The following is a 26471-nucleotide window of genomic DNA, read 5'->3' on the forward strand; positions in this document are numbered from 1 at the left end:
TAATTATATTCCTGGCTCTTTATATATATTATTTGTTTTAATCAAGGATGAAATGTCAACCAGCTGGCGAGTCGACATGACCTATGGGTCTATAAGTATTTGCAGTACATAATCAGGTTATGGTTAAGTTGATTAAATTGATGCTAAATACAGTTGAGAGGTTAATGCTATCGATTTATCAGTTTGAACGCGTATAGTCTTTGGGGAATTTAAGTTGGTCCTTAGGGAAGTTTAAGTTGTTTTCAATAACGAAGGGAGGGGGATTTGTAGCATATTTTGAATATGTCAGGACGGTTAAGTCAGGTGATATTTTCAGGGACTGGCTTGTCGAAGTGCTCGGGGCTAGAATACAGGATAAAGACTGCGAAGTTCGTGTCTTTAAACTCAGTCATGCGTCGCACAGGATATGCAGATACGAATTCAAAGGGGAAGGATTCAGTGTTATAGCTAAATTTTTCGGAATACCCACAGGGATGATAAAAAAATACGATAGTTATGCTTTGATGAAAAAAGAATATGAATACCTTAAAAAAGCTGGAAAAATAATTGATGTCCCGGAACCGATTGCAATAAATAAAAATTTCAGTTGTGTCCTTGTCTGTAAATACGTATCTGGCAGGTTTTTATTCTGGTATTTCAATCACAGGAGAAAGCTTGAGGAAAAGTTAGGACTCGTAGCAGATATGCTCAGAAAGCTTCACGATAATACGCAGACGTATTACGATAAAGAAAAAGAATTTTCAAAATTTAATTATGTTTTGAAGCACCTCAAAATTAGCCGGCATGAAAAAGAAAACTATAAGCGTCTGCTTGGGAAATGGTGGCACAGTCCTCTTCTGGATAGGGAAAAAGGTTGTATTATCCACAACGATGCCACTCCTGTTAACTATATATTCCATAGAGGAAGACCGTTTCTTCTCGATTTGGAGCTGGCATCCGGGCATGGGCATTTCGCATGCGACTTAGGGATACTTTGCGCCGAACTGAAGCACTACTTTGCGCGGAAAGGGTCGAGTCGGAGGGCAGAGCCGTATATTAGTCATTTCCTGTGGCATTACAGCAGAAATGAAGAAGAGTTTCGTAAAATAACTAAAGTAATTCCTTTTTATATGGCTTACGGCCTGCTGAGAATTGCCATACTAAAATGGAACGCAAAATACAGGCATTATCTCCTGAGAGAAGCAAAGAACTGTCTGAAAGCAATAGAGAAAATGTAGTTGCTTTACTAACTCTTGATACCCTTCTCACCATGTCTAATGATACTGTTCTCTGTTAGAATCCGAAGGACAATATATCGTAATTGCTTCTATTACGATTCAACAAATTATCAAAGTAGAAAGTAGTTTTTCATTCCAGTTCTCTGAATTAAGCAAAAATTTCATTCCTCTTTGTTTTTCATTCCATTTCCAAGTTTTTCATTCCATTTCCAAATACCTGCATTAGTAAAAATCGCACCAAGCTTTTTCCTGCCCAATGTGTTGGAAACTACCAGGTTTTCTTCTATAATCTCCCCTCTGAGTTTTACCCATTATTGCAAATTTTGGCAGTGTACCGAAAGTTCTGTAAAATATGATTGACTCTGTATCCTTTTTCTTCACCACAAAAAAACAGGATGCAGAGTCAATGGTAGATTTATTCTCACTCATAAAAGATTATCTTTTCGATCAGGAAGATGGAATTCGCCAGTTAATTACCTGGTTTTTAAACCTTGTAATGGAGGAGGAAGCCCTCCTCCAGGCTGGTGCAAAACGTTATGAGAGAACTGATTCTCGCAAAGCCAGTAGAAACGGTTACAAACCCCGTACTCTCCTTACCAAGTATGGAGAGCTTGAATTATTAAAGCCTCAATTCCGTGAATTTCCCTTTGAAACAGAGGTTTTTGAGAAATATTCTCGAGTTGAACAGGCCATCTTATCCGCTGTAGCTGAATCTTACTTGCAAGGTGTTTCCACCCGAAGGGTGGATAAGGTTATGACTTCCTTAGGAATTAAGGGAATCTCAGCCTCTTCTGTTTCCAGAATTACAAAAGAGCTTGATGAAAAGGTTTCTGAATTCCTCTCAAAGCCAATAGAACAAGAAATTCCTTATCTGTTTATCGATGCAACCTATTTGAAAGTAAGAGACGGACTTCATTATGAAAATAAAGCTCTCTTTATAGTTGCTGGAATCAGGGATGACGGTTATCGTGAGATTCTTGGAACAAGATTGGCAGATAGTGAAGACTCCCTACTCTGGCAAGATCTATTCGAAGACCTGAAAGAAAGAGGTTTAAGAGGTGTCAAGTTAATTGTTTCTGATGGTCATAAAGGAATACAAAAAGCAGTTAGAGAATCCTTTATTGGATCAAGCTGGCAGATGTGCCATGTACATCTGACAAGACAAGCTCTAAAAAAGGTTCCAAAAAAAAAGCAAAAAGAAGTAGCAGAGAAGATAAAAGAAGCATTGGTAGACCGTCAGAAATACAGCGATTTGATAAGGGAACTGGATAAGATGGGATATAAAGGCGCAGCTGATACCCTTGAAAGGTTTCAGTATGATGTAATGAATTATATGCAGTTTCCAAAGAGTCATTGGAGAAGAATAAGGACAACAAATATCATGGAAAGAACTAACAAGGAGATAAAAAGAAGAAGCAAGGTGGTAGGGGCATTCCTTAACCAGGAATCAGTATTGAGACTGATTGTCTCAATACTGATCGATATTAATGAAGATTGGATCACAGGAAATAAGTATTTAATAATGGAACAGTAATCAAAAAAGAAGACTAAAAGGATATAGAGAGAATTTTACAGAAAAATTGGCACACTGCCCAAATTTTTTGATTTCTCAGAGGTGAGACTGTAAATCGACTTCCTAACTAAGAAATATTTTTTGTTTATCATTTCCCAAATGTCTGAGAAATCCAGTCTCTAATCTCATCTCTGACCTGGCGGAAGACTCTGAGCTGCTCTTCCTCTGGTTCCACAGCTGCAGCAGGATCCTCGAAGCTTTTATGAATTACTTCTCTTGCTCTGGGAGCTTCGGTCGGGAGCTCCAGGTTCGTGCTGCATATGGGACAGGACACTTTAGCCCTATCGCAGACCGTGACCGCCATGTCAAAAATTGTATCCTGAAATTCTTTGGGGGTTTTGGAGCGTTGACCGGAGATATCGATTCCAATTTCCTTCATGACCTGAATAGCGTGAGGATTAACAGTTGTGGCCCTGACACCGGCGCTGTAAGCCTCATATCGATCTCCATAAATAGCCCTCAAAAGGCCTTCGGCCATCTGGGACCTGGCTGAGTTGTGGGTGCACAGAAAGAGAACCTTTTTCTTTTCTTGTGATCCTGTATTTGATGTCATCTTACCATTATTGCACATGATACAAATTATCATTATGATTGTTCCTCCTAAGCTGTTTTTAAAAGGTTTATTCTTGAAAAGTTGTACGATAAGAATTCGTAAAACCATTCGTGACCATGAGTACAAAGTTTACCTGTGAAACTACATCAGAATTCAAAGTTCTACAATAAGCATCAAAAAATAGGTTTTAGGCTGCAGGGGAGCTATACCTACAGCCCGGAGAGACAGTATGTTCGACGGGTTTATGTTTTCGCGCTTTAGATTTTATACTCACCAAGCTACTTAATTCCGAGATTCGTGTGGAGAGGTCACGGATCTGACCTCCAATTAATTGATAGACGCGGACTTATATATATCTTTTGAAGGTATTCTAAATAGTACTACTTGAAACTAAAGAGTAATTTTTAAGCTGGATCTGAAAAATGGTACAACAAATATTACCAAGTTTGAATTGTTTCCATCCTCTATTTTTTTCGAGTCACATTCGGGCATTAAAAACAGTCACCGGAGTGTAAGTATCAAAAACAGAATCCAGGCTGCAGGGAGTTATACCTGTAGCCCAGAAGTGCTGGTGTGGTGAAGAGTTGAGGTATGTTCTCACACTCGGATCCATAACTGCGCCAGGCCGCCCAATTCATGTCCCAAGCAGCGCAGTCATGGATTTGACCGACATTCACTTGATAGACATAGAGATATATATATTTTTTGAAGGTATTCTATATAGTACTATCAAAAACTAAAGGGTGTTTTTAAAGGTAAACCTTGCCAAAAAGTTGACTCATAATTAGTATGCAGAAACGTATTTAATCGAAATTCAAAAGCAATTCGTGTCCATGAGTTCAAAGTTTGCCTGTGAAACCACGTCAAAACCCAAAGTTCTACAGCAGGCACCAAAAGTAGGTTTTCTAGGCTGATTGGGAAAGCTATGGTTACAGCCTAGAAAGACAGTCGGTAGGTTGGTTGATGTGGTTTTCACATTCAAACTTATACTCGCCAAGCCACAATTCATGTCCCTCATAGATCAGACACTGATCTGATCTACAAGTTTTACTTACTAGATTTCAAAGTATATATATTTTTTGAATGGATTCTATATAGTAATAACTGAGACTACAATGTAACATTTAATGTCAAGCTAAAAGAGCTGTCTTATAATCGATATCGGTAAAACATAATACCTGGTTCTGGAAGCAATCTTTACTTTAGCTTAGGCAGTAAAATGAACTATCTATTAAAGGACTCACAGGACATGGCAAGTAAATTTTTATACCTCTATTTTTTGAGTTTTAATAGTCGCCGGTGAGATTTTAGTACAGTACTTCTCGAAAAAAGTCTCAGTACTATAATTTTTATTCTGCAACTTTATTGATCTGGAGAAAATTTACATAAAAATTAAATGGTTAAATAGAGGTAGGGATTGAAATCGTTACAATTTGCGGGTATTCGGGTGCCGAAAAGAGTTTAATTGAAAGTGCCAGAGGATTTGGATTTCAGTGTAGATGTTTTGATGACATCTCTAAAGAGGAAAAATCTCTTAAAGCTGAGTATGAGGTGAGATATCCACAGGAACTTGCTAGCGTTGATGCTGATACAAGCCTTTTGGAAGCTGAAATAGAAAAGCTTGAAAAAACAATCGAATCCAAATCATTGGAAATCGAAGACGATATTAGCCTGCGAGTCAAAAACCTTGAAGGAGAAATAGACAAACTAAGGAGCATCAAGTTTAGCTTAAGTTCATTGTTTTCATTTTTGAGTGCTAAATTTACTTTATACAATAAAAGAAAACTTTTACAGAATTTGAAACTCAATCCTCAAAAAGAAATTGACAGGCTATTGAATAAAGAATATTCTGAACTTCAACTTTTGACTAAAAAATGTACTTATCTGGAAAATAACAAAAACGATGAAGTAAAAAAGAGGATGGGTCCACTATGCGAAAGCGTCGAATATATTGAGAAAATCAAGAATTCTCCAGAGTATAGTGGTGCAGTTGGAGAACTGAAAGTGATTAAGAACCTTCAGGACTTACCTGACGATTATTTCCTGCTCAACGATCTATTTTTGGAACTTGACGAGTATATAAACTTCGACGGATCAAAATTAAGGTCAGCACAAATAGACCATATGGTTGTAGGCCCGACCGGAGTTTTTGTTATTGAGACGAAGAACTGGAGCTCTAAATACGTCCAAAAAGTATTCAGTGAAGACTCTTATACTCCTTACGATCAAATTCGGAGAAGCAGTTATCTTGCATATAAATATTTGAACAGCTTGAAATACGGAAACATATTTGAGAAAATTTATTTTAATCTTGCAAAAAATGAGATTAAAATAAAATCAGTAATAGCTATTAGCGGTGCAGACATGCCACATATAAAAGGAAAGCACACATATGTAGTACGCACAAATGAGTTAAGCAGCCATATACGGAGAGCTCCTCAAGTATTCTCTGAAGAAGAAGCCCATGAGATTGCTGAAAAATTAATTCCTCGAGTGAGAGGTTAATTAAGATTATTCGATTTCATTTTTATTTTCAGTCGAATACCCTGCTAGCTTGCAGCAGGGTGCACCAGTGCAACTTTGATTGTAAATTAAACATTTCTTTTTCATCTTTAGGCAACTTTTGGCCGTTGACGCAGGGTTCCGCACCTGGGGCGGGGCAAACCTCGTCCTTCTCCTTACCTTTGCATACGGGGCTTCGCTTTCTCCAATCTGGAAGGACTGGTTTTTTACAGGTTTTGGTTCCGTTTGTTCCGGGCGGCCTTTGGTAGAATACGGTGAAAGAACATTTCTTGACCTGTTTTCTTATTTTATGCATGATTTTCAAGCACATGCAACACTTTCTACCGAGCTTGAAAAATCCAAAGTTCTACAATAAACATTAAAAATAGGTCTTCCAGGCTGTGGGGAAGTCATACCTACAGCCTAGAAAAGCTGGTGTGTTGAAGAGTTGTGGGGTTCTCACATCAGATACATAACTACGTTAGGTCTCTCAATTCATGTTCATAGTAGAGCAGTCACGGATCTGACCTACACTCACTCACTGAACACGGACTTATATATATCTTTTGAAGGTATTCTAAATAGTACTATTTGAAACTAAAAAGTACTCTTTAGGGTAAATCTGATAGAAAGCCGTATTATATATGCAGATTATCCCCTGAGATTCCGTACAGATGTGCGTTTATACATTCGTTTAACTTGTTTACATCACTACTAATTATTCACTTTTCCAGATTCATTTTCAAATCCTCTCTGTATCAAAGATTGTAGGCAACAGAGAACCTGGGAGATTTGTAATGATACTTTAAAGATAACCTTATATATGCCCATTGTCTATATAGATTCTGCTGAACTACTTAGGCCCTCTTAAGGAGGATTACTTATTACCAAGGATAGAAGAAAAATTCAGTTTACCGGAAATTCTACCTATATCGTGTCCCTTCCTATAAAATGGGTTCGAGATATAGGGCTTAAACCAGGAGACACACTGAACCTTACACCGATGCCGAACAAAACTCTCTTAGTTTCCTCAAATGTGGTTTCGAAAGAACGTTCTGTTCTTAAGGCATCTATAGATTATCTCCACACCGAAAGTGCAGAAAACAATCTCAGAATTATTATTTCTCATTATCTTGCGGGTTATGATTCTCTCAGGCTGACTACCAGCAAAGGTTTCAGTGCTTATGACCGCAAGTTTATCAAAGATTCGGTGCGTCAGAAATTAATAGGTCTCGAACTTGTGGAAGAATCCAGGAATGAACTGGTCTTCTTGTGCTTGCTTAATTACACTGACCTTCCCCTTGGCAGGGTAATAAAAAACATGTATGGACTTGTGCTTTCCATGCTTCTGGACTCCATGACGGCTCTTCGTAACCATAATGTGGAAATTGCCGAAGACGTGATCCAGAGAGACGATGACGTCGATCGCTTTTATCTTCTTGCTGTCCGCCAGCTCAAGGCTTCACTTGATGATATAGAACTTGCTGAAAAAATAGGTATCAGGAATCCACGAGATTGTCTGGGGTACAGGCTTATTATAAAAAGCATCGAGCGCGTAGGAGATCACGCGGTCAAGATAGCTACGAATGTCCTGAAAATGGATTCAGGAATAAATGCTGACGACCCCATCTTTAAAATGGCTGAACTCTCACGAAAAGTTTTTGAAAGTTCTATAGATTTAATAGCAGAAGAAGACCTGCGGGCTATCAACAAAATTGTTGTGGATGCCAAAAATGTTTCCCAGTTCGGGATTTCTCTAGAGTCCCGGGATGATGGAAGTCCGCGTAACGTTGCACTTAGCATGATTCTGGAGAGCCTGCGCAGGGTAGCCGAATATAGCGCCGATATAGCAGAAGTTTCAATCAACATGAATGTAAAGCAGATCTGAACCTGAAATCCTGTTACCAGACCTCTCCTTCCCATATCGCCTGAGTTTTATCATTGGTGCTTTTATTTACTTTCTTGATGTTTACCAGATACTCGTTTCCTACCGGTTGCGGGGCCTCAAAGATTGCATCCACCCCAAGCCTTTTGAGGTAATTCTCAAACTCTGTCGCAGTTTTCGGGTCCCTGACCCGAATCCTGACATCTTCGTGGAGCCTTTCCCCATCCTTTACACTTCTTATTGACTCTCTCAGGGGGGCTAGTATGCTTTCTCCAAGTTGTATGCAGCGTTTCTTGAACTCGGTTTCGTCTTCTCCCCATTCAACAGTCTGAAAACCTTCCCGGACTATTCGGGAGAGCATGTAGTCTCTTCCTGCTTCGTTGTAAAACTTGAAAGCGTGCCTGAGGTCGGAGCAGTTGCTCTGGGAGGAGGTGTACTTAAGAGAGGGAAGAACCATTTCCGGGTCTTTGACGACCACGCCTTCATGCTCGGTTTTTCCCAGTTCCCGGATGATGTTTGCGATTTTTTCGGGGGCTGTTTCCAGGGGAATTTCCCCAAAGGACCTCACCTGGAAAAAACCGTATTTTTCCATCAGCTCACGCCTTTTTGCCGTGGGCAGGGGTTTTCCTGTGTTCTTCTCCCGGATATCGAAGATGTAAAATTCTACGGACTCGATGTCATAGATGGCCTTTGGGACGTATGGGTTGTCAGGACCTACCATTTCCCCGTAGAGCACAAGCTCCGGAAAAGCTTCAAAAAACTCCAGGTTCAGTTTTACATTTGCCCTTTCTGTTGTGTAGGGACAGATATACCCGCTCCGGGTGATTGCAAGGATTTCTCCGTCGACCTGCGCTACCCGGACGTTGTACCCGTTCATCTTTTCTTCTACAGCCAGCTTACTGAGGCCGTTGAAGTGTTTCTTAAGTGTGGGGTCCAGGACCATGGCTCTCCGGATCTTCGGGAAGCCCATAATAATTTCAAAAGAACCGCCTTTTTCATAAAGTACGGTCCCATGCTCGATATGGGAAATTTCCTTGTCGAAACGGAGCATGTGCTCGTGTTTTCCCCAGTTCCAGGCAAGGTACTTCTTTTCAAAAAGGTGCTGGACTCTCTCTTCCTCAAAGCCCAGGAAACTCGCAAGCCGGCTTATAAAGTCAGGATCTAATTCCCCATTCTCCTCTTTTTTCATATCTGTCTATCTGTGTTCAGGCATGAAATAAGTTATCATTTCTTTCCTGAGCTTCAGGACAGGTCCATTCACAAGAAATCGATTTTTTTCTAAAGAATAATCCAATCTATCAAAAATCTTTTTAAATATGTGGCTTCTAATTTCTTCTGTACTTAAATTTCAATGTAAGTCAAGAGGCTACAAAATGGCTGACGATATCGACTACGAGATTATTGGCAACGATATGCAAATCGTTGAAATTGAGCTTGATCCAGGCGAGGCTGTTCAGGCAGAAGCCGGGGCTATGGCCTATATGGGGCCCGGAATCCAGATGCAGACAAGTATGGGCAGTGAAGGGGGCGGGCTCCTGGGAGGTCTGAAAAAAGGACTGAAAAGAGCTCTGACTGGGGAGAGTTTCTTTATTACAAGCTTTATTCACAAAGGTTCCGGAAAGGGACATGTGGCCTTTGCGGCTCCTTACCCGGGTAAGATTATCCCCCTTGACCTTTCAAAGTTCGGAGGCAGTATCCTCTGCCAGAAGGATGCTTTTCTCTGTGCTGCCCGTGGCGTGGATGTGGAAGTGGCTTTTACCCGCAGGATCGGTGCAGGGCTTTTCGGTGGTGAAGGTTTCATTCTCCAGAGGCTGCGGGGGAACGGCCTTGCCTTTGTCCATATCGGAGGCACGGTTGTAAGAAAGGAGCTGGCTCCGGGTGAGACTTACCATGTTGACACAGGCTGTGTGGCAGCTTTTACTGAAACTGTAAATTACGACATAACCTGGTCCAGGGACTTCAAAAATGCCCTCTTTGGAGGCGAAGGAATTGTCCTCGCAACCCTGACAGGTCCGGGAACCGTGTATATGCAGAGCCTGCCTTTCTCACGCCTCGCTGACAGAATCTATGCAGCTTCAGCTTCCCATCAGAATAGAGGAGAACAAACCGGCATTGGTGGAAGCGATATCCTCGGTGGCCTTCTTGGCGGAGACAAGTCTTTCTAAACAGAAATAACTAGTAAGAACAACTGCTGGGTAGTAACTGCTAGGTAAACTACTAAAAACAACTGCTGGGTAGTAACTGCCAGGTAAACTACTAAAAACAACTGCTGGGTAGTAACTCCAGGCAAACAAAAGCCGATCTCAAAATAAGGTTAATAAGTTAGTGAAAACGGGTAAAACAGGAAATATTAAAAGATCAGGAAGGTCTGCACCTTGAAGGGCAGACCTTTTTCCCTCTCTCTTTTCTCTGAAGTTTATTCCTGGATTGTGTTTATGATATTCCTGCGTGCGAGGAAACCAACCAGTTCTTCTTCCAGATTGAGGACAGGAACACCTCCGACATCGTGTTCCAGCATGGTATTAACCGCATCTGGAAGAGGAGTGTTAGTGTACACACTGACCACACTCCGGGTCATAATGTCCCCAACAAGCAGGTTTTTAATTCTGGAGTCCTGCTGATTGTCAGCTACCAGGTCCCTGAAGGAACGCATAGCAAAAGCGATATCGTCTTCTGCAATGATTCCCACAAGCTTCCCGTTTTCAATTACCGGCAGCCTTCCCACATTCTTATCGAGGATAAGACGTCTGGCGTGGCTTACACGGTCTGAGGGGCTGACAATGATCGGGTTTTTTTCCATTACTTCTCCGGCAAAGCCTATGAAGTGATTTACTTTCATAAACTCCTGCGGGGTTACCCAGCCCATTGCGTTTCCATTGTCGGTGACAATGATCACGCCTCCTTTCTTTTTCATCAGGGTGAGGGCGTCTTTAGCGTCAGTATCTGGCAAAACCTTTACAAAGTTGTCGGATACGGCTGTTGCAACATGCAAAGAGGATGCGGGTTTGCTCTGTTTCCTGCGGGTTCCGAGCTGTTCTGTCAGACCTCTCATGGTAAGTACACCTAGCACCTGGTTGTCATGCACTACCAGCAGGCGCTTTGTATCCTTTTTTTCCATGAGATCAAGGGCGTGAGATATGGTGTCTGACTTATCAATCTTGTGTGGTTGTACCATTATGTCTTTAACTTGCATGCATTTCACCTCATGCGTATCCAGAGTTTTAGTTTCAATTCTTTACAACTTTCGTTTTTACAGACCTTTAGAATCCGTTTTTCCAAATCCTTATTTCGCATCCTTCTTTTGCTTACAGCTGTTCCTTTCTGTTCCTTTTTTTGCCGTACATACCTCCGTACAATACGTGCTGTTGTGAACTTACTGTCATATTTGATTATTTATTGTCTTTTTAAAGGTATATAGCCAATTACTTCTTATATTTTTAAAGGCATTTTGCTCCTTTTTTATTATTCGAGTTCTTGATCCGCTTTTCAGAGCACGGATTTCATGATGTCGGTCCTGCTCAGGATTCCCACTATTTCATCACCATCACTGACAGGCAGGGCCGTTACCTCTTCCTCGATCAATTTTTTTGCAGCGCCGCTGATTTTTTCGTTTACATCAATGGATATTATTGGAGCAACCATGATGTCTTCCGCTGTCAAAGGCACTTCTTTTACATATCTGTAAGTTTTCTGACCTGCAGGCGAGGATTTCCGGGCCATCTTGATGCTTTTTGTTGAAAGCTTGCCTTCATTGTCAGTTAAGATGTTTAAGGCAAGGTCTCTTCTTGAGATAATTCCCACAGGTTTTCCTGCATCATCTTTAACGATCACTCTTTCGATCTCGTTTTTGTTCATTTCGTCTATCACATGGTTGATTGTGTGGTGCCTGTGAACAGAAACGACATCTTCATTCATCATTCTTGGGATCTTTGTACCTATTTCGTCCGAGTGTTCGGCAACATAGCGCACGATATCTGTCCTGGTGACGATACCTATAATATCGTTTTTTACCACCGGAATGTCATGCACTCCGTTCTCAAGCATTAAGGCGGCTGCCTGGGAAATGGAGGCTTCGGGATAAATGGTGATTACGGATTCTGTCATCAGCAACTTAATCGGGATCTGGTCGATAGGCCTTCTCCTCCAGAGAGGTTCGGCCTGAGCCAGACGGTTGCTGATATCTGATTTCGTGACGATTCCCACCATTTTGCCCTCGTTAAGGACAAGCAAAGTACTGATTCTGTGTCTCAACATCAGTTTTCTTGCATGCGACACGGGTTCATCCATGTTTATAACATACACAGGTGAACTCATGATGTCCGCCACATTCATTGAATACCTCCTTCACTTCTACAATATATAAGTATTAACAATTATAGTTTTTGAATCAAACGCGAACTTTACAATTTAGCTGTAAATCCCTATATTTTGCATAATCTCTGCCTATTTCCTGCAAGTCCTATAGAAGTACAGACTGATTGGGGAGTATAGGGCAGTTAGAAAGCATCTTCGGCTATTTCGAGATCAGCTACGCTCAGAGCTCTCAAGAAATCCAGAATACAGGGTTTATTCTGGTCTGTCCAGCCAAGAAAGTTTGCCTCCTTTTCCAAACTCTTTAAATCAAGCCCGGATCTTTTTCCAGATCTTTTCCGGGCTTCATTCTGGCTTGTTTAGTTCTGTTCAGGTTTAGCAGAAGTTTTATTCCCGTTTAAAACTCCTGTTTAAAGGTCAAACCCTCTCAGGAAATCGCTCTCTGTAATAATTCCGCGCAGCATCCCATCTTCCAGAACCGGAAGTGAGCCTATTTTTTTCTCGAGCATGATTTCCATAGCTTTTCCCATATCTGTGCCAGGGCTGGTCCAGATCAGTTCTTGTGAAACAATGGAGCCTACAGGCTGGTCCAGAGCCTCGTGAATGTTTCCTGTTGTGAGTTTGCTGAATGCATCCCCTCTTCCAAGGAAATGGACAATATCCGAGGCAGTGACTATTCCTGCAAAAATTCCGTCCTTTACTACAGGAAGTCTTCGGAACCTGTTCTGCACCATTACTTTTGCTGCATGTCCGATGGGCGTATCTGTTGTTACCATTGTAACATTTTTGGTCATATATTCATCAACGGTTTTATTTGTCACAATCCCACCCATCAGTTCCACGGCATTTCTTTCGGTAAAGATTGCAACGACCTGCATTTCATCATTTACGATTGGCAGGCCTCCCGTCCTCCTTTCAAGCATTGTTGTAACGGCATCCTTGAAATCTGCCTGCTCATTGAGGTACACAACATCGGTTTGCATAATCTGGCGTACTTCTTCGTTTATTGCAGCCAGAAGGTTGCCTTTGAAACGGTTTTCGACAAGAAGGTTCCTGCTGCCGCCTCCCAGGAAATCGATAATATCAACAGAGGTAACGACTCCTTCCAGTCTCCCTGTGCCAGCGTCTGTGATCGGGATACGCCTGAATCTTCTTTCAGTCATAATCCTGACTGCTTCCATGATAGTTGCAGTGGGAGGGAGGGTTACTACATCCCTTGTTGCCAGGGCAAGAATTTTTCCCTCATGTTCCGAAATGCGGGACTTGAAACTGGGGCCTATTCTCATTGTGCCCATGCTGCTGACCGCATGTGGGTCTTTCTGGTGCGCCTTTTTACCTGATTTGTTCGGCTGCGGCTGAATATTCATTTTTTCGACTGGTACAAATGTCGTATTTTTGTTCAATAGTATCACCGAATCGAGTTGCAGTTAATTGCTTTTTTTATCTTCCGTTTTTCCTCTACCTGTATTTTGCAGAAGTTTTTCTCCCGGGTCTGCAATTAGTATTTTTAGCAGACTCATGGTTGTTGCTGGAAACAAACAAAACCTAAAGCAATCTTCTCTCGAATCTTTCTGAACACTTACTTTTGTTTGTCAATCTGTAAGTTTTATTAATTATAATCTTTAATCGTTATAATACTTTTGAGCGGAAACCTCTCTATTGCCTCTCATGTAATATGTGATCAGTTCCGTGATCAATTTGCTTTTCCACTGGAAACTTTTCTCTTAAAAGGGTTAAAATGTCATTAAAGACATTTAGATGCTCGGCTCTGCCGCCTATGTCTTACTCCGACCACCCGTTGACGAAGGCATTCATGAGATCCTGTCTGTCAGCGATTCCGGATATTTTCCCCTGCTCATTTACTACAGTAACTCTTCCGATATCATGCTGAATTATCATTTCAATCGCACTTTTAACGGAATCGTTCTCTGAAAGCGTGTATGCAGGAGTTGACATAATCTTTTCAACTTTGGGGCTTTCGTTTGGCCTCGTGGCTCGTTCATCTTCTACGGACATTCTCAAAATTCCTGATTTGATTATATCCCTTCTTGTTATCATCCCGATAGGGTCGCCTTTCTTTGAAACGACTGGAATCCCGGTATAATCCGTCTCTGTCATGTAATTCCAGACCTTGGAGACCCTTTCGTCCGGCGAACAGGTTTTGACTTTTTTTGTCATAGCTGTGTCTATCGTTTTTGAAGCACTTCTGGGAAGTTCCGCATTTCGGAGAATATCAACGTCACTCAGGACTCCTACAACCGTATGGTCTGTTGTTGATTTGACAACCGGAACTCTGTTCTGTTTCGATTGCACCATCAATTTTGCAGCTTTCACAACATCCATATCCGGAGTGATTGTTGGGGACTGCCTTGCATATCCGCCCACCGTGACATTTGAGCGCGTGGACGTAACCCTCATGATATCCTGGTCATTCAGCATTCCCACAAGCCTGTTTCCCTCATCAACAACAACAAGACCTCGGAGCAAGTAATCACGCATCAGCTGACGGGCGTGAGTTACGAAATCCCCTTCTTTGATACTTATAGGCCCTTCTGACATAATCTCGCTGACATTCATTGTTACTTTTCCTCTCTTTTTGGTTTATTTTATTCCAGTTACTGTTGTCCCGATGTTGAAGTCTCATTAATCAAAGTCTGTTAGTCAAAGATTGTTAGTCAAAGATTGTTAGTCAAAGATTGTTAGTCAAAGATTGTTAGTCAAAGATTATTGATCAGAGTTGACAGCCATAGATTAGTTTTGTATCCATAACCCAGCTTTTATTTTTCGTTGGCAGTCAATATAACCTTTGAAGGCCAATCTCAAATTCTCTGAGCCCAGAGGTAAAAGACCTCAAAAACCAGGCGGTCTTAAGCTGGATCTTAGCAATTCACTCATAATCTTCCCCTTCCTCATGCCGACAGTTTTCGCACAAATACCTGCCGTCAACTAATTTGAGGTCTATTGAATGATAGAGACAGGACTCGCATATTCCTGTAATGAAGTCTCCTTCGACTTCTTCAATTGCAGGAGTGGAGAGGAGAGCTTCCCGGTTCATATCGATAAGTTCTTTGAGAATGGTGCTGAGCCCGGGTGTAATCATCAGAATGTCGGTGTGAGAAATAATTCCTATAATTGTACTGTCTTCCAGGACTGGCAGCCTTTTAATATTGGCTTTTAACATGATTTCGGAAGCTTTTACGACATTTGTTTCAGGTCCTACAGTTAGCAGCGGGGTGGAAAGGATTTCACTTGCATTTACTTCCCCTGGTTTTCTGTTCTCTGCAACAATACCCCTCACAAGGTCCCTTTCGGTAATGATCCCCATGGCTTTTTCGTTTTGGGTGATAATTACGCTTCCCACATCGTTTTGGGTCATTTCCCTTGCAATGGCAGAAATATCTGTGTTAATGTCCATCGTGATGACTGTTTTATTCATCACTTCAGCAACCGAGACCTCCCTCTCAATTTCCCTGTTGTGAATATCAGTACCTGCTTCCCTCTCGGGTTCATCAACCATTGACTGCCGTTCCCCCTTTATTCTTTCAGCGTCCCAAAAACCGGCAAATTTACTATTAAAATCTCTTCAGGTTTCCAGTTTCCTGTGGAAAAACCTTCCAGATCCTTTTTAACTTCCTCATTTTACACAGTTCTGGAATCAAACCCTGAAAAGCCGGCTTTCCGGTAAGCTTTCCGTTCAAATGTTCCTTCCGGCTCTTTTCCCTCTAAAGGTATTTCCCGCACTTCTAAGACCTTTTTATAACACTATATATACGAGTCTATAGTACATAATGATAACGGCATTTCTTTTTTTTCGTAAACACAATGGTTTACGAAAAAAAGGCGCAGAAACCTTTTTTTGAAGCTAAAGTTTTCGTTTTCTCCCAAAGAGGTTTACGGAAGTCCGGCAGGAATTTTTTCACAACCCCTCTATTTCCACTGGAGATTTTTGCTCAGAATGAAAAACATCGAGAATTCTTGAAAAAATATCAGGGAGACGGAGCAGGGAAGAAATTCGTCTTCGAAAATAAATTTAAACATAATAAAACATTCAGAATTATATTTATGATGCTATTGATTTTTCTCACAGGAATTTTTTCAGACCCCTTTATTTCCACTGGAACTCACTTATTAATTTTTTTACATAAAATTTTCCGGATTTAAAATTGCTAATAGTATATGTCAAAAGTAAAAAAGAGTACAGAAATTAGATTGCAACTGAAAAATACAAAAACTGGATAAAAGGTAAAATAAAGATTAAGGCAAAATTCAGTAAAATCCAGACAAAAACTGAAAAGAAAAAACCAGATAGAAGCCGGTAATCATTAGCAAAAAATGAGTAAAACTAGCTAGAAACTGATAGTCATTCAGCAAAAACAGATTAAATTGATAGAAGCCGATAGTCATTCAGCAAAAATAGATTAAATTGATAAAAAGCGATAATCACTCAGTAAAAACAGGTAAAAGACAGATAAAAACAGGCAAAAATAGATTTAAACAGATAAAATGGGTAAAATAGGTGAAAACAGATAAAAACGGTGAAAAAAGGGAGCGATCAGAGAATAATCACTCTACTTCTGTTCCCAACGCTAAGTTCAATTTCTTCGTTTAACCCGTATCTGGCATAAGCGTCAATAATTTGAATTTCGGAGTCGATATCCAGGTCTTCTATCACATAAGCCTGTTCTCCCCAGAGTGTTAGCCGGATACTGCCTGTTTCGTCCTCAAGCTGGAGGTTGGCTACCACATTTTCGGTTCCGTCTTCCCTCTCAAACTCTCTCAGTTCTCCGATTTCGGAAACTTTTCCCTGGACGGAATAACTTTCTCCCGGGATAATGTCGGCGATGTCAGTAAATTTCTCCCTGTACTCAACCTTTTTTTCACTTTTCTGAATTATCCCTCTCGCTCCCAAGCTGAGTTCAACTTGCTGGCTGAATGTGTTTTCCCGGGAATAGGCATTGAGGACTTCCACAGTATCGTCGAAATCGATCTCATCAAGACTCTCGGTTTTGTCGTCCCAGATTGTAAGCCTGATTTTGCCTGTGGAATCGCCCAGGAGGACGTTTGCAACCCTGCCGGCAGTCCCATCTTTTTTCTCGAAAGTTCGGACTTCCGAGATATCAAGTACCCTTCCCGATATATTGATATTATTCATGTCAGCCTTTATATCTGCAACAGGGGTAAACGCTTCTTCGTATTCTACCTTCTTTTCGCTTTTCCGGATTATACTCCGGTTTCCTATCTGCAGCTCCACTTTCTGTGTAAACGCATTTTCACGGGCGTAAGCATTGATCAGTTCAACAGTTTCCCCGTACTCAAGCTGGTTTAAAAAATCGGTTTTTTCGTCCCAGAGCGTTACCCTGAGCGTGCCCGTTTCGTCTCCGAGCAGCAGGTTTCCAACCCTTCCGCTATTGCCGTCTTTGCGCTGGAAGGTCCTGACTTCAGAAACCTCAAGTACCTTGCCCGTAAGGTTGAGATCCCCCATCCCGTCTTTTATGTCCTTTATTTTCTGGCTGCTCGCAGCAACATCAACTTCCTCTTCGCTTTCGGTCAGGACGCCATTGTTGCCGATGTTAACTTCCACTCCGGAATATCCCTGCTTTGCATATCCGCTAATCTGGACTGTCTGGCCTACCTTTACTTTTCCGGTTTTGATCAGGTCTGCCATGTTGTCCCATAAGGTTAACTTCAGTTTTCCGGTCTCGTCTCCTACGATCAGGTTTCCTACTCTTCCTATAGTGCCATCGTTTCGAGTAAACTCCTTGATATCAAAAACCGAAACAACTCTTGCGATAAAATTAACAGGCCCGCTCTCAGGGGTAATATTTTCTATTTTTATGTTTTCCCTGCCTGCATCCGAGAATCCCAGTTCATTGGCGACCAGCATGGCAGCCATCGCTTCGTCGCAAAGTCCTCCCATGTTCTCGACCTTTTCCTCTATGCGCTTCAGGAAATCCTCTCTGCTGATGACATGGCTGAGCTTTTTATAAATAGTGTCAATATCGGTCATGTTGCTCCCTTGAATTGTTGATACTTAGCCTTCAATGTTTGGTAGTGCTGTTCTTCCATACGTATAACTTGCCTTAAGTGTCAATGTTTGTTCCCGAAAGACCGTTAATGTGAGTTTTATTTTAAGATGTGAGTTTTATTTTAAGATGTGAAATTTTTTGGAAATATGATATAAGTCTGATAAATCTGATTTTGGAAATCTGGGACATTTCAGGTAAAATCTTGAGTGAAAATTCAGACCTTATGCAGCCGCTATCAGACCGGATGTTTTCAAACTTAAGCTAAAATACCTTTCAATTTCATGTGAGAAATCATCAGGTTCTATAAGTCCTTTCATTAATGCATAATAAGAATATCCCTGAAAATTAAATATTATTTGGTAAGTCGTTCCTTTTTGGTTATTTTTAAAGAGCCCTTGATACGGTATGTAAAGTTTCTTACTAAAGGCTAATGTATGCAGAGTGAAAGTATTCGATAGCTGGGATGGATTCATTTCATGCTCTGAGTGAGTGCCCTGAGAGTAAGTGCCCTGAGAGTATATCTTGAAGTGTCGTGAATGAGTGTCGTAGATGAGTATCGTGAATGAGTGTCGTAAATGAGCAGATTTAGTCATCGGCTTTTATCTGACCTCACGTCTGGGAAAACATAATAAGTTATGTCGGTGCTCTTATAGTGTGAATCCTCTTGATGAGAATAAATAACGTCCAGTTTCTTTCAAACATGGCCAATGTTCTCTCACTTCTTTTTATTCCCGTTTTTGCCACATCCCTCGGCGCCTCTTATATCGAGATCGGGCTTGTAGTGGGAATCTATTCGGTCACAACTCTTCTTTCTTCCTTTATTTTCGGGAGGCTCGCTGACCTTCACCACCTGCGTACGGTGATCAGAGGAGGTTTTGGATTTGCTGTAGTTGCCTTTTTTCTTCAGGTCTTTGCTACCGACCCTCCTACCCTCATGCTTGCAAGAGCTCTAGCCGGTTTCAGCGCTGGGATTCACCCGGGAGCCCTGATAGCCTATGTCCATTATCAGAAAGAAAGTCTTGGAAAGTTTATTTCTCTGGGTTCTCTCGGCTGGATGGCTGGTTTTCTTCTGGCAGGGCTGATAGGGGTAAGGATGAACCTGCTTTTTGGACTTTCATCCCTCTTTTATGCCTTCTGTTTCCTGCAGACTTTCAGGTTGAAAGACATTGAAAAGCCACAGTTGAACGCTCCTTACTTCTCCCTGAACACCCTGCTGAAGAACTCAGGGACCTATTTCTCCCTCTTCCTGCGGCATACCGGAGCTGTCGGGGTCTGGACAATTTTTCCCCTCTATCTCCGGGAACTCGGAGCAAGTGCCTTCTGGATCGGGGTTATTTATGCTATAAATCCTGCAGTCCAGTTTCTGATAATGCGCCGGCTTGACCCGTTTGAAAACGAAAAATTGATCCTTGCGGGTTATCTGCTCTCAGCAGCCGGTTTTATCAGCTACGTTCTTGCCTCCTCCTATCTTTATGTAGTCCCCGGGATGTTTGTCGTTGCCTGTTCCTGGTCTTTTCTCTATGTGGGCTCAACCCGCAGGGTTGTGGAGCTGAACTCCGATAAAGCTACAGCAGCAGGTCTGATCAATTCGATGATCGGGGCTGCGGGGGTTGCGGGAGCCATTCTAGGAGGAGTCCTTTCCCAGCTTTTTGGCTTCAGGGCGACAATGCTCGGGGCTGTCGTCTTCTCTATTTCAGGCTTCCTGTTCTACAAAACTCTGGGAAAGGGTGCAGGCACTGGGGATTTCTGAGAAGATTCCTGAGAGGAAGAGAAATATACCTGAAGACAGGGGAATCAGAATTTTGAAGTTAAGAGCCTAAAATTCTCTATAAAAACCAGTTAAGAAACAAAGTTAGTAAAAACAAAACCTTATTTATGGTAAAGTTTCATTATGTACGTGGTATTATGATTCGAAAATGCACTGAGCACGGCTATTTTAGAGGAGGCAGCTGTCAGCAGTGTAAACGCCCCGGCAGATACGTACTGGACGACAGCAGGGAAGAAAAGCTCGGCAGGTTTGTATCAGGTACTCTTCGGCACTTCCCGGCATCCGCAGGGGTTAAAATGGACGAATATGGCTGGGTGGACCTTAACGCCTTCTGTGATGTTATGAAGAAGCGCTATAACTGGATGAGAAAAGAGTACCTTTATGCTCTTGTGGAATCCGATGAAAAAGGACGATACCAGATCAGCGGGTCCATGATAAGGGCGCGTTACGGACATTCTGTTAACATTGAGCTTGACTACGAGGAAAGCGACGCTCCGTACGTGTACTATGGGGCAAGCCCGGAAGAAGTCGATGTCCTGCTCGAAAACGGAATTTTCCCCATCAAGCAGCGCTATGTTCATCTCAGTACTTCATATGAAAAGGCAGCTGAAGTTGCCCTGATCCATACCGAAAGTCCTGTGATCCTGCAGGTTGATGCCTATAGAGCTCAAGAAGATGGAATTTCTCTAAAGCTTGCGACGGATTACATCGTACTTGCAGAAAAGATACCTCCCGAGTACCTGTATGTACTCGAGGAATAATTCCCCTTACCTATTTTTTCCCTTTGCCTTTTAATCAGTCTACCGATACTTCAAAAAGCCCCTCTTTTTCCTCTATCCTGAATTTCACATCCAGAAACTGTTCCGTAACCCAGATGTTTGTTGCCGCATGCAGGGTCAGCTCACGGACCGTGTAAGAGCTGTTTCCTGCAAGTGCCATATATGGGATTAGCTGGTCTGCAAGATGTACATCTACAGAGGCATTTGATCTCAGTTCCGAAACTATTTCTTCTGCCGCGCGCCTTCCCACCTTTTCGGCAGGCAGTCCTCTTTCTCCAAGGGCACTTCCCCCGCAATAACCAGTCCAGAGGGTTATCCCGCTTCCTGTGGAAAGCAATTCTAAGGACTGGATATTGATCCTTGAACCATATCCGGTTTCCAGAAGCATTGATTCGGCAGCTTCAGCCTGGCGGGCTGGCACATGTGCTGGCAGATTCGATGCATGGGAAATTCCCAGGACTTCCGTCCTTTGGGTCGGGTTCCTCCCTCCTTTCCGGGTTTCCTCTACTCTTCGGTCCTCTACGGTTCTTCCGTTTTCTTCTTCTTTTCGGAAATGAAAACCACGAAGCTTGCAGGGTTTAAAAACAGCTGAGACCTCTCCTCCTCCCCTGGGATAGTAACCGCGTTTTTTCAGGGTTACGCTGCCTGCATATCCGAGTTGTTCAAGTGCCCTGAGGGTTATGTGCTGCAGGTAATCAATTGTCGGAGACCAGGCAACATCAGTTCCTCCCCTTATCGTTAGTTCGACCTTTTCTTCTGCAAAAGGCAAGGCTGGCATGAGGCTCTGTAGAAGCAGGGTTATGCTTCCTGCAGTCCCTATATCAATCTCATATTTCCCCCCCTTTATTTCCACTGGAGCAAAAAATAACTCTGAAGAACCCGGAAAAAGCCCTGAAACGCGTGCTTCACAGATCCTGGCTGCAGTTTCCAGAGCTTTCAGATGCTGCTGTTTCAGGCCGGGCTTCGGTCTGTTTTTCCTTATGTTCGTAACCTTTACGTCTTTCCCGGTAACTGCAGAAAGGGCAATAGCTGTCCTGACTACCTGTCCTCCTCCTTCCCCATATGAACCATCAATTTCTATCATTTCCCTCTCCCTTATTTCACTCCGTTTTTTCTTCTGGGATTTAACCGTATCTTTCATCCGATATCTTGTTCGGACCCTATTACTCTTTTTTCTCCTCCCTCATATTTCTGACTGCGGCTTTTACAGCCGGCGTGAGGGGGTCCACAAGCATGGAAACCGGGGGAGCATAGCAGGTTTCAAGGTTAAGAAGGTCTTTGATTGTTGTTTTCTTTCTTATTGCAAGGGAGAAGGCATCGATTCTTTCCTTTATTCCCTCTCCTCCTGCAAGTTGCGCTCCTGCGAGGCAGTCGCCTTTAAAAAAGAGTTTTATATGTATATCCTTACGACCCGGATAGTAGGAAGCTCTCGTGCGCCCGTGGGAAAATCCGGTTACAACTTTTATTCCCTGCCTTTCCACCTGTTCGGGGGTAAGCCCGACTCCTCCGAACTGCAGGTCTCCGGCGACAGCTACCCAGGGGTCAGCAAGAGGCCCGAAAGTTGAGTATTTGCCTGTAATATTATTTCCGATCACATCTGCCATATGCCGTGCGGTTGTGCCCAGCTGGCTGAGCCTGCTTTCCCCGGTTAGAAGGTCAGTGACCTCCGCACATTCCCCCCCTGCGTACACATTGGGGAGGAATTCCCCCCCTGCCTTTACCTGAAGCATTTCATTTACGACTATTCCTCCTGCTTTTCCGATATCTATCCCTGCCTCGCTGGCAAGGCAGACTTCAGGTTTTACCCCGGTTGCCAGGAGTATAAGGTCTGCAGGAAAATGCCTGTCATTTATGTATACGGTTTTTTCTTTCCAGAAGTTTTCAGGTAAAAATAGAGTTTCTCCGGTAATAACCTGCACACCGAGGGCTTCAAGGTGTGCCCTGACAATAGCAGACATATCGGAATCAAACTGGCTGGAAAGCAGGTCTTTACTTCTGGTAATAAGGATAGTTTCAATCCCCCGCTTTGTAAGGGCTGAGGCACATTCGATTCCTATTGTACCTCCCCCTACGATGCATACTGTTTGGGCAGTTTCGAGGGCTTTTCCGAAGAGCCTGCCGTCAGCAAGGCTCCTGAGCGTGAAGATTCCGTAAGGCAGGATATTTGCCTCGCTTTTGCGAGATATAAAAGGCAGGCTCCCTGTAGCAATCACCAGTTTGTCATAAGGATAGGTTCCCTCTCCGGTCAGGACGACCTGCCTTACCAGGTTTATCGACCTTACTTTCTCGTTCAGTTTCACATCTATGTTTTTTTCCCTGAAAAATCCCGGGGGTTTTACGATCAGTTTTTCAAAACTTTCAATTTCCCTGCCCAGGACAAAAGGAATTCCGCAGTGGCTGTAAGCTGTGTGGGAGTCAGACGAAAGCACAGTTATTTTAAAGTCACTCTGCCTCCTGATCTTGGTAGCAGCTGCCATCCCACAGGCTCCTCCTCCTATAATGACCACCCTTGTAAGGTTTTTCTCTGTACGGGCCTGTGCGGGGACTTTTCCGGAAACCTTTTCCTGAACTTCAGCTGCAGTTTGCATGGCTTCACCTGCAGCATCTTTTACACCAAAGTCGCTTCCCATGCTTTTTACAATGGTGTTTCGCGCCTATTATAGGTTTTTAAAGGGAGAGAACCTTCAGCATCCTAGCGATTTCAGATGAGCCGGGAAAACTTTCAGCATCATTTACATTAGTTTAATAGAATCGATTTAATCAGACCCTGACCCTCTATGATCTTTTACTCTCAAGGCTGTTTGACTGAAAACCAGTTCTTTCTGGAAATGAATTTTGTTTTGAATCTCATTTTTGAAGGAGACTCCTCTTCTCTGAAAATACCCATTTGAAGCTATTTTCCTGAAAACAGGAGAAAATGATAACGGTTTCAGGTGGGGTGAACGAGCGAGTTGGGAGTGGGGGGGTTAATACATAAAACAGTGTATTTATCTCGCTCGTTCAAATTTTTAGACGTCCTTTGTTTTATATATACTTTTCTAAATTTTTCCAATTAGTTCTTTATTCAAAATTTGAAAATCTTTCCAGAAGGTCTCGATCCCTAAATTTATTGATAGTGGGTTAAAATAATTCAGGTTTAGCGAACACTTTAAATAACCAAAAAGTTCTTAAAGCCTGCAACCATTAAACATATGAATTTAAGACATGTGACGCGCGGGATTCCTGTTTCGCCGAAGTCGCTTTGAGGCGGGCGGGAGCTGTTTCGTCAGGTCATATCATAAATTAATAACTTCATCAATTCATCACTACTGGATTCGTAAAGAATTTCACGTAACTAAACGTATGCAAACTTAATAGCAATTTCAGATTACACATATTACCAATTCAGGGCTAATACCATTCAGTCCAAAAATAAACCTTATACATTATATCACCCATGATGCAAAAGTCAAAAAATGCTTTCAATAAACCTGATGCATTCCATTCACTGCTTTACCGCTCATCATTTAGGGATTCTGTTCAATAAAAGGCGCCCGGGCCCTAGCTAGCCCCTCACGCCTCAGGTTAATCCCATCCCTGGGAACATCTCTGGAAGTATTCAGTTATCAGGCATATTGAATGGAAACACATTATTTGACTTGGGGCTCTGAGAGTTATTTCAGACCCTTCAACAAGCTTATGTTAAGGCAAAGATTTTCGGGCAGGTACAGAAAATCCTCCATGGATGTCATGGAGATATACTGTTTGCTCTGATCGAAAGTCAGGAATAGCTCTATCTGTGAAAGCTTTAAAATAAGGCTGGGGTTTATCTTGCCTTGCTGGTAAGAGTTTTCATTGAAAAACAGTCCGGGAAGTATTCCGCCAGTTTAATTCTCCTGGCATAAGCACAAAAGGCAGTTACAGGCAGCTTCGGAACCTCGTTTTCGGTTCATTTTAATCTTCAATTATGAACTCTGCCTTTTCAAGGGTGTATTATCCCTGGTCTGGTTTTAAATCTGATTTTTACTACTATTTTTGCATTTTCCAGTCCCCCTTTATGGTTTCCAGCACGTTTCCAGAACATAGAGGATAGGCTTGTACTACCGGAAAAGTACTATGAGCCTGTAGCCGGAAAAAGAATTGTACATCGGAATTGTTCGATTGTATAAGGGCTATTTTCCGTCGATAAATGGGAAAAGCCGTCCAATAGGAAAAATCACCCAATAGGAAGAGTCACCCAAAGAAAAACGTCCATAATCAATAGTTCATGATAAATCATTATAATATCCGTTCAGGGAGAATTTCACATGCAAAACACTGATACCACGAAATATATCATTCATTCTAAAATAAATGCTGATGGGGTAATCGAGCGTCCCGATATCGTAGGCGCAATTTTTGGTCAGACTGAAGGGCTGCTTGGAGCCGATCTTGATCTGCGTGATCTGCAGAAGACCGGAAGGATTGGCAGGATCGAGGTAATGGTTACCGCCAAAGGGGGAAAAACCAAAGGTAATATCTTCGTTCCTTCGAGCCTCGATAAGGTAGAGACCTCGATTCTTGCAGCATCTCTGGAAACCATTGACAGGGTAGGCCCCTGCAGTGCCAAGATTGAAGTTTTCCAGGTAGAAGACGTAAGGGCTGTTAAGCGCAAAAAAATTATTGAGAGGGCAAAACTCATCTTCACGAAGATGTTCGATGAGACTGTACCCGAATCTCAGGAACTTGCTGACGAGGTCCGGCAATCCGTAAGGGTTGACGAGCTGACCTATTACGGCAAGTCAAGGATACCCTGCGGGCCGAACGTGCTTAACTCGGATGCTATCATTATCGTTGAAGGCAGGGCTGACATCCTGAACCTGCTTCGCTACGGTATAAAGAACACCATCTGCGTGGGCGGAACAAACATTCCCCCTGAGGTTGCTGAACTTACTAAAAAGAAAACAGTAACTGCCTTTACGGACGGAGACCGGGGTGGAGAACTCATTATCCGTGAACTCCTTCAGGTGGCAGATATCGATTATGTTGCCCGTGCTCCCGATGGCAAATGTGTGGAAGACCTTGTCCAGAAAGAAATAATCAGGTCTTTGCGCCGGAAGGTTCCTGTGGAACAGATTATTGAGAAATACGGAATTCAGGAAAAGGAAAGTGAAGATAGTGCCTGCAGGCTCGAACGCGTTTCCAAGAGAAAGATGAGAGCCCCCGAAGTCGTTCCCAGAATTGCGGAAAAGAAGTTGCACAAACGTGTGAAAGTTCACAGGGTATCTCCAAAGACGGAAGCTTACGAAGAGGAATCCCCTGAAGAAATGGAAGAGGAGGCTCCTGAAAAAGCCCCGGGAAAAGCTTCTGAAAAAGTACCGGAAAAGCTCCTGGAAAAAACTCCTGTAGCGGCAGAAAAAGTTGAGGCAAGACAGACTATCTCAAAGCCTCCTATGGCAAGGGCAGTTCCAGCTGCCAGAGTTCCCAGAGGAAAACCCTCAGTTGAGAAGGTTTCGGCTGTGAAGGTCCCTGGAGGAGAGGCAGTAAGAGTTTCACCCGCTCCTTCCAGACAGGCTCCGGTCGCTCCTCCATCTGCAGAAGCTGCAAGGTTCAGACCACACGTGGACGCCCTTAAAGGGACGTTGACGGCAAGGATTCTGGATTCTGAAGATAAAATTATAGAGGAAATCGCAGTCCGGGACCTTGCAAGCAGGCTAAAAACCTACAGGGACAATGTGAAAAGTGTGGTTTTTGATGGCGTAATTACTCAAAGACTTGTTGATATTGCTTCGAGCAATGCAATCAAAAATCTCGTAGGAGTAAAAATCGGGAACGTCGCCAAAGTTCCTGCAGATATGGAAGTTTTGACCTCCGGCATGCTCTGAGCAGGTCTTTTTAC

At 42.6% G+C, this 26471-nt stretch carries 18 protein-coding genes and 1 pseudogene; 9 read left to right on the plus strand and 10 right to left on the minus strand.

Translation table 11 applies throughout. The annotated features are described in order from the left end of the window. The first annotated feature begins 236 nt into the window (after positions 1-236). Together ACSAZL_RS20635 and ACSAZL_RS20640 are read left to right on the plus strand one after the other, a co-directional pair. On the plus strand, positions 237-1217 hold the full coding sequence (locus ACSAZL_RS20635) for an aminoglycoside phosphotransferase family protein (protein WP_440946428.1): 981 nt from the start codon (positions 237-239) through the stop codon (positions 1215-1217). A 356-nt stretch (positions 1218-1573) separates the two neighbouring features. Next, positions 1574-2751: pseudogene (locus tag ACSAZL_RS20640) on the plus strand (IS256 family transposase). 127 nt (positions 2752-2878) lie between these two features. Here ACSAZL_RS20640 and ACSAZL_RS20645 read toward each other — a convergent pair. Then, entirely contained in the window at positions 2879-3376 is a 498-nt protein-coding gene (locus ACSAZL_RS20645; protein ID WP_440946429.1) for an arsenate reductase ArsC, read from the minus strand. Between the two features lie 1518 nt (positions 3377-4894). On the opposite strand from ACSAZL_RS20645, the gene ACSAZL_RS20650 reads away from it, so the two are divergent. From ACSAZL_RS20650 to ACSAZL_RS20660, 3 genes are all read left to right on the plus strand, one after another. Then, positions 4895-5848, plus strand: coding sequence for a nuclease-related domain-containing protein (locus ACSAZL_RS20650; RefSeq protein WP_440946430.1), 954 nt, complete (start codon positions 4895-4897; stop codon positions 5846-5848). A gap of 118 nt (positions 5849-5966) precedes the next feature. Next, entirely contained in the window at positions 5967-6221 is a 255-nt protein-coding gene (locus tag ACSAZL_RS20655; protein WP_440946431.1) for a hypothetical protein, read from the plus strand. A gap of 558 nt (positions 6222-6779) precedes the next feature. Beyond that, positions 6780-7733 (plus strand): phosphate signaling complex PhoU family protein, encoded by a 954-nt coding sequence (locus ACSAZL_RS20660; RefSeq protein ID WP_440946432.1) that lies wholly within the window; start codon positions 6780-6782, stop codon positions 7731-7733. A gap of 13 nt (positions 7734-7746) precedes the next feature. Here ACSAZL_RS20660 and ACSAZL_RS20665 read toward each other — a convergent pair whose 3' ends face one another. After that, on the minus strand, positions 7747-8919 hold the full coding sequence (locus tag ACSAZL_RS20665) for an RNA ligase (RefSeq protein ID WP_440946433.1): 1173 nt from the start codon (positions 8917-8919) through the stop codon (positions 7747-7749). Positions 8920-9103: 184 nt separating this feature from the next. Between ACSAZL_RS20665 and ACSAZL_RS20670 the strand changes: the two genes are divergently transcribed. Continuing rightward, entirely contained in the window at positions 9104-9895 is a 792-nt protein-coding gene (locus ACSAZL_RS20670) for a TIGR00266 family protein (protein WP_440946434.1), read from the plus strand. A gap of 251 nt (positions 9896-10146) precedes the next feature. On the opposite strand, the gene ACSAZL_RS20675 is transcribed toward ACSAZL_RS20670, so the two are convergent. The 6 genes from ACSAZL_RS20675 to ACSAZL_RS20700 all read right to left on the minus strand — a co-directional run bounded on the left by ACSAZL_RS20675 (position 10147) and on the right by ACSAZL_RS20700 (position 18048). Continuing rightward, entirely contained in the window at positions 10147-10923 is a 777-nt protein-coding gene (locus tag ACSAZL_RS20675; protein WP_440946435.1) for a CBS domain-containing protein, read from the minus strand. 293 nt (positions 10924-11216) lie between these two features. Next, positions 11217-12062, minus strand: coding sequence for a CBS domain-containing protein (locus tag ACSAZL_RS20680; protein WP_440946436.1), 846 nt, complete (start codon positions 12060-12062; stop codon positions 11217-11219). Positions 12063-12451: 389 nt separating this feature from the next. Next, positions 12452-13453, minus strand: coding sequence for a CBS domain-containing protein (locus tag ACSAZL_RS20685; protein ID WP_440946437.1), 1002 nt, complete (start codon positions 13451-13453; stop codon positions 12452-12454). Between the two features lie 370 nt (positions 13454-13823). Continuing rightward, entirely contained in the window at positions 13824-14618 is a 795-nt protein-coding gene (locus tag ACSAZL_RS20690) for a CBS domain-containing protein (RefSeq protein WP_440946438.1), read from the minus strand. Positions 14619-14928: 310 nt separating this feature from the next. Further along, entirely contained in the window at positions 14929-15558 is a 630-nt protein-coding gene (locus ACSAZL_RS20695; RefSeq protein ID WP_440946439.1) for a CBS domain-containing protein, read from the minus strand. 1035 nt (positions 15559-16593) lie between these two features. Continuing rightward, positions 16594-18048 carry an OB-fold nucleic acid binding domain-containing protein gene (locus ACSAZL_RS20700; RefSeq protein WP_440946440.1) on the minus strand — a complete coding sequence of 485 codons (1455 nt, stop codon included), beginning with the start codon at positions 18046-18048 and terminating at the stop codon, positions 16594-16596. Between the two features lie 686 nt (positions 18049-18734). Between ACSAZL_RS20700 and ACSAZL_RS20705 the strand changes: the two genes are divergently transcribed. Further along, a complete protein-coding gene (locus ACSAZL_RS20705; RefSeq protein ID WP_440946441.1) occupies positions 18735-19817 on the plus strand; it encodes an MFS transporter in 1083 nt (360 codons plus the stop codon). 155 nt (positions 19818-19972) lie between these two features. Next, positions 19973-20596: an RNA 2'-phosphotransferase gene (locus ACSAZL_RS20710; RefSeq protein ID WP_440946442.1), complete on the plus strand. Its 624-nt coding sequence runs from the start codon at positions 19973-19975 to the stop codon at positions 20594-20596. 34 nt (positions 20597-20630) lie between these two features. Here the strand turns inward: ACSAZL_RS20710 and rtcA are convergent, their stop codons facing one another. Continuing rightward, the gene (gene rtcA, locus ACSAZL_RS20715; protein WP_440946443.1) at positions 20631-21698 is read right to left on the minus strand and encodes an RNA 3'-terminal phosphate cyclase; all 1068 of its coding nucleotides are present in this window, start codon (positions 21696-21698) and stop codon (positions 20631-20633) included. 79 nt (positions 21699-21777) lie between these two features. Beyond that, positions 21778-23244 carry an NAD(P)/FAD-dependent oxidoreductase gene (locus ACSAZL_RS20720; RefSeq protein ID WP_440946444.1) on the minus strand — a complete coding sequence of 489 codons (1467 nt, stop codon included), beginning with the start codon at positions 23242-23244 and terminating at the stop codon, positions 21778-21780. Between the two features lie 1656 nt (positions 23245-24900). Between ACSAZL_RS20720 and dnaG the strand changes: the two genes are divergently transcribed. Continuing rightward, a complete protein-coding gene (gene dnaG / locus ACSAZL_RS20725) occupies positions 24901-26457 on the plus strand; it encodes a DNA primase DnaG (RefSeq protein ID WP_440946445.1) in 1557 nt (518 codons plus the stop codon). Positions 26458-26471 lie beyond the last annotated feature (14 nt).

It is taken from the genome of Methanosarcina mangrovi, from assembly GCF_052057765.1.
GTDB lineage: Archaea > Halobacteriota > Methanosarcinia > Methanosarcinales > Methanosarcinaceae > Methanosarcina.

What these genes read in the sequence shown, in the direction of transcription:
- rtcA (WP_440946443.1), bottom strand. Translation starts at nt 21,698, where the DNA reads ATGATAGAAATTGATGGTTCATATGGGGAAGGAGGAGGACAGGTAGTC.
- ACSAZL_RS20700 (WP_440946440.1), bottom strand. Translation starts at nt 18,048, where the DNA reads ATGACCGATATTGACACTATTTATAAAAAGCTCAGCCATGTCATCAGC.
- ACSAZL_RS20690 (WP_440946438.1), bottom strand. Translation starts at nt 14,618, where the DNA reads ATGAATGTCAGCGAGATTATGTCAGAAGGGCCTATAAGTATCAAAGAA.
- ACSAZL_RS20670 (WP_440946434.1), top strand. Translation starts at nt 9,104, where the DNA reads ATGGCTGACGATATCGACTACGAGATTATTGGCAACGATATGCAAATC.
- dnaG (WP_440946445.1), top strand. Translation starts at nt 24,901, where the DNA reads ATGCAAAACACTGATACCACGAAATATATCATTCATTCTAAAATAAAT.
- ACSAZL_RS20695 (WP_440946439.1), bottom strand. Translation starts at nt 15,558, where the DNA reads ATGGTTGATGAACCCGAGAGGGAAGCAGGTACTGATATTCACAACAGG.
- ACSAZL_RS20675 (WP_440946435.1), bottom strand. Translation starts at nt 10,923, where the DNA reads ATGCAAGTTAAAGACATAATGGTACAACCACACAAGATTGATAAGTCA.
- ACSAZL_RS20680 (WP_440946436.1), bottom strand. Translation starts at nt 12,062, where the DNA reads ATGAATGTGGCGGACATCATGAGTTCACCTGTGTATGTTATAAACATG.
- ACSAZL_RS20710 (WP_440946442.1), top strand. Translation starts at nt 19,973, where the DNA reads ATGATTCGAAAATGCACTGAGCACGGCTATTTTAGAGGAGGCAGCTGT.
- ACSAZL_RS20705 (WP_440946441.1), top strand. Translation starts at nt 18,735, where the DNA reads ATGAGAATAAATAACGTCCAGTTTCTTTCAAACATGGCCAATGTTCTC.
- ACSAZL_RS20665 (WP_440946433.1), bottom strand. Translation starts at nt 8,919, where the DNA reads ATGAAAAAAGAGGAGAATGGGGAATTAGATCCTGACTTTATAAGCCGG.
- ACSAZL_RS20720 (WP_440946444.1), bottom strand. Translation starts at nt 23,244, where the DNA reads ATGGGAAGCGACTTTGGTGTAAAAGATGCTGCAGGTGAAGCCATGCAA.
- ACSAZL_RS20645 (WP_440946429.1), bottom strand. Translation starts at nt 3,376, where the DNA reads ATGATAATTTGTATCATGTGCAATAATGGTAAGATGACATCAAATACA.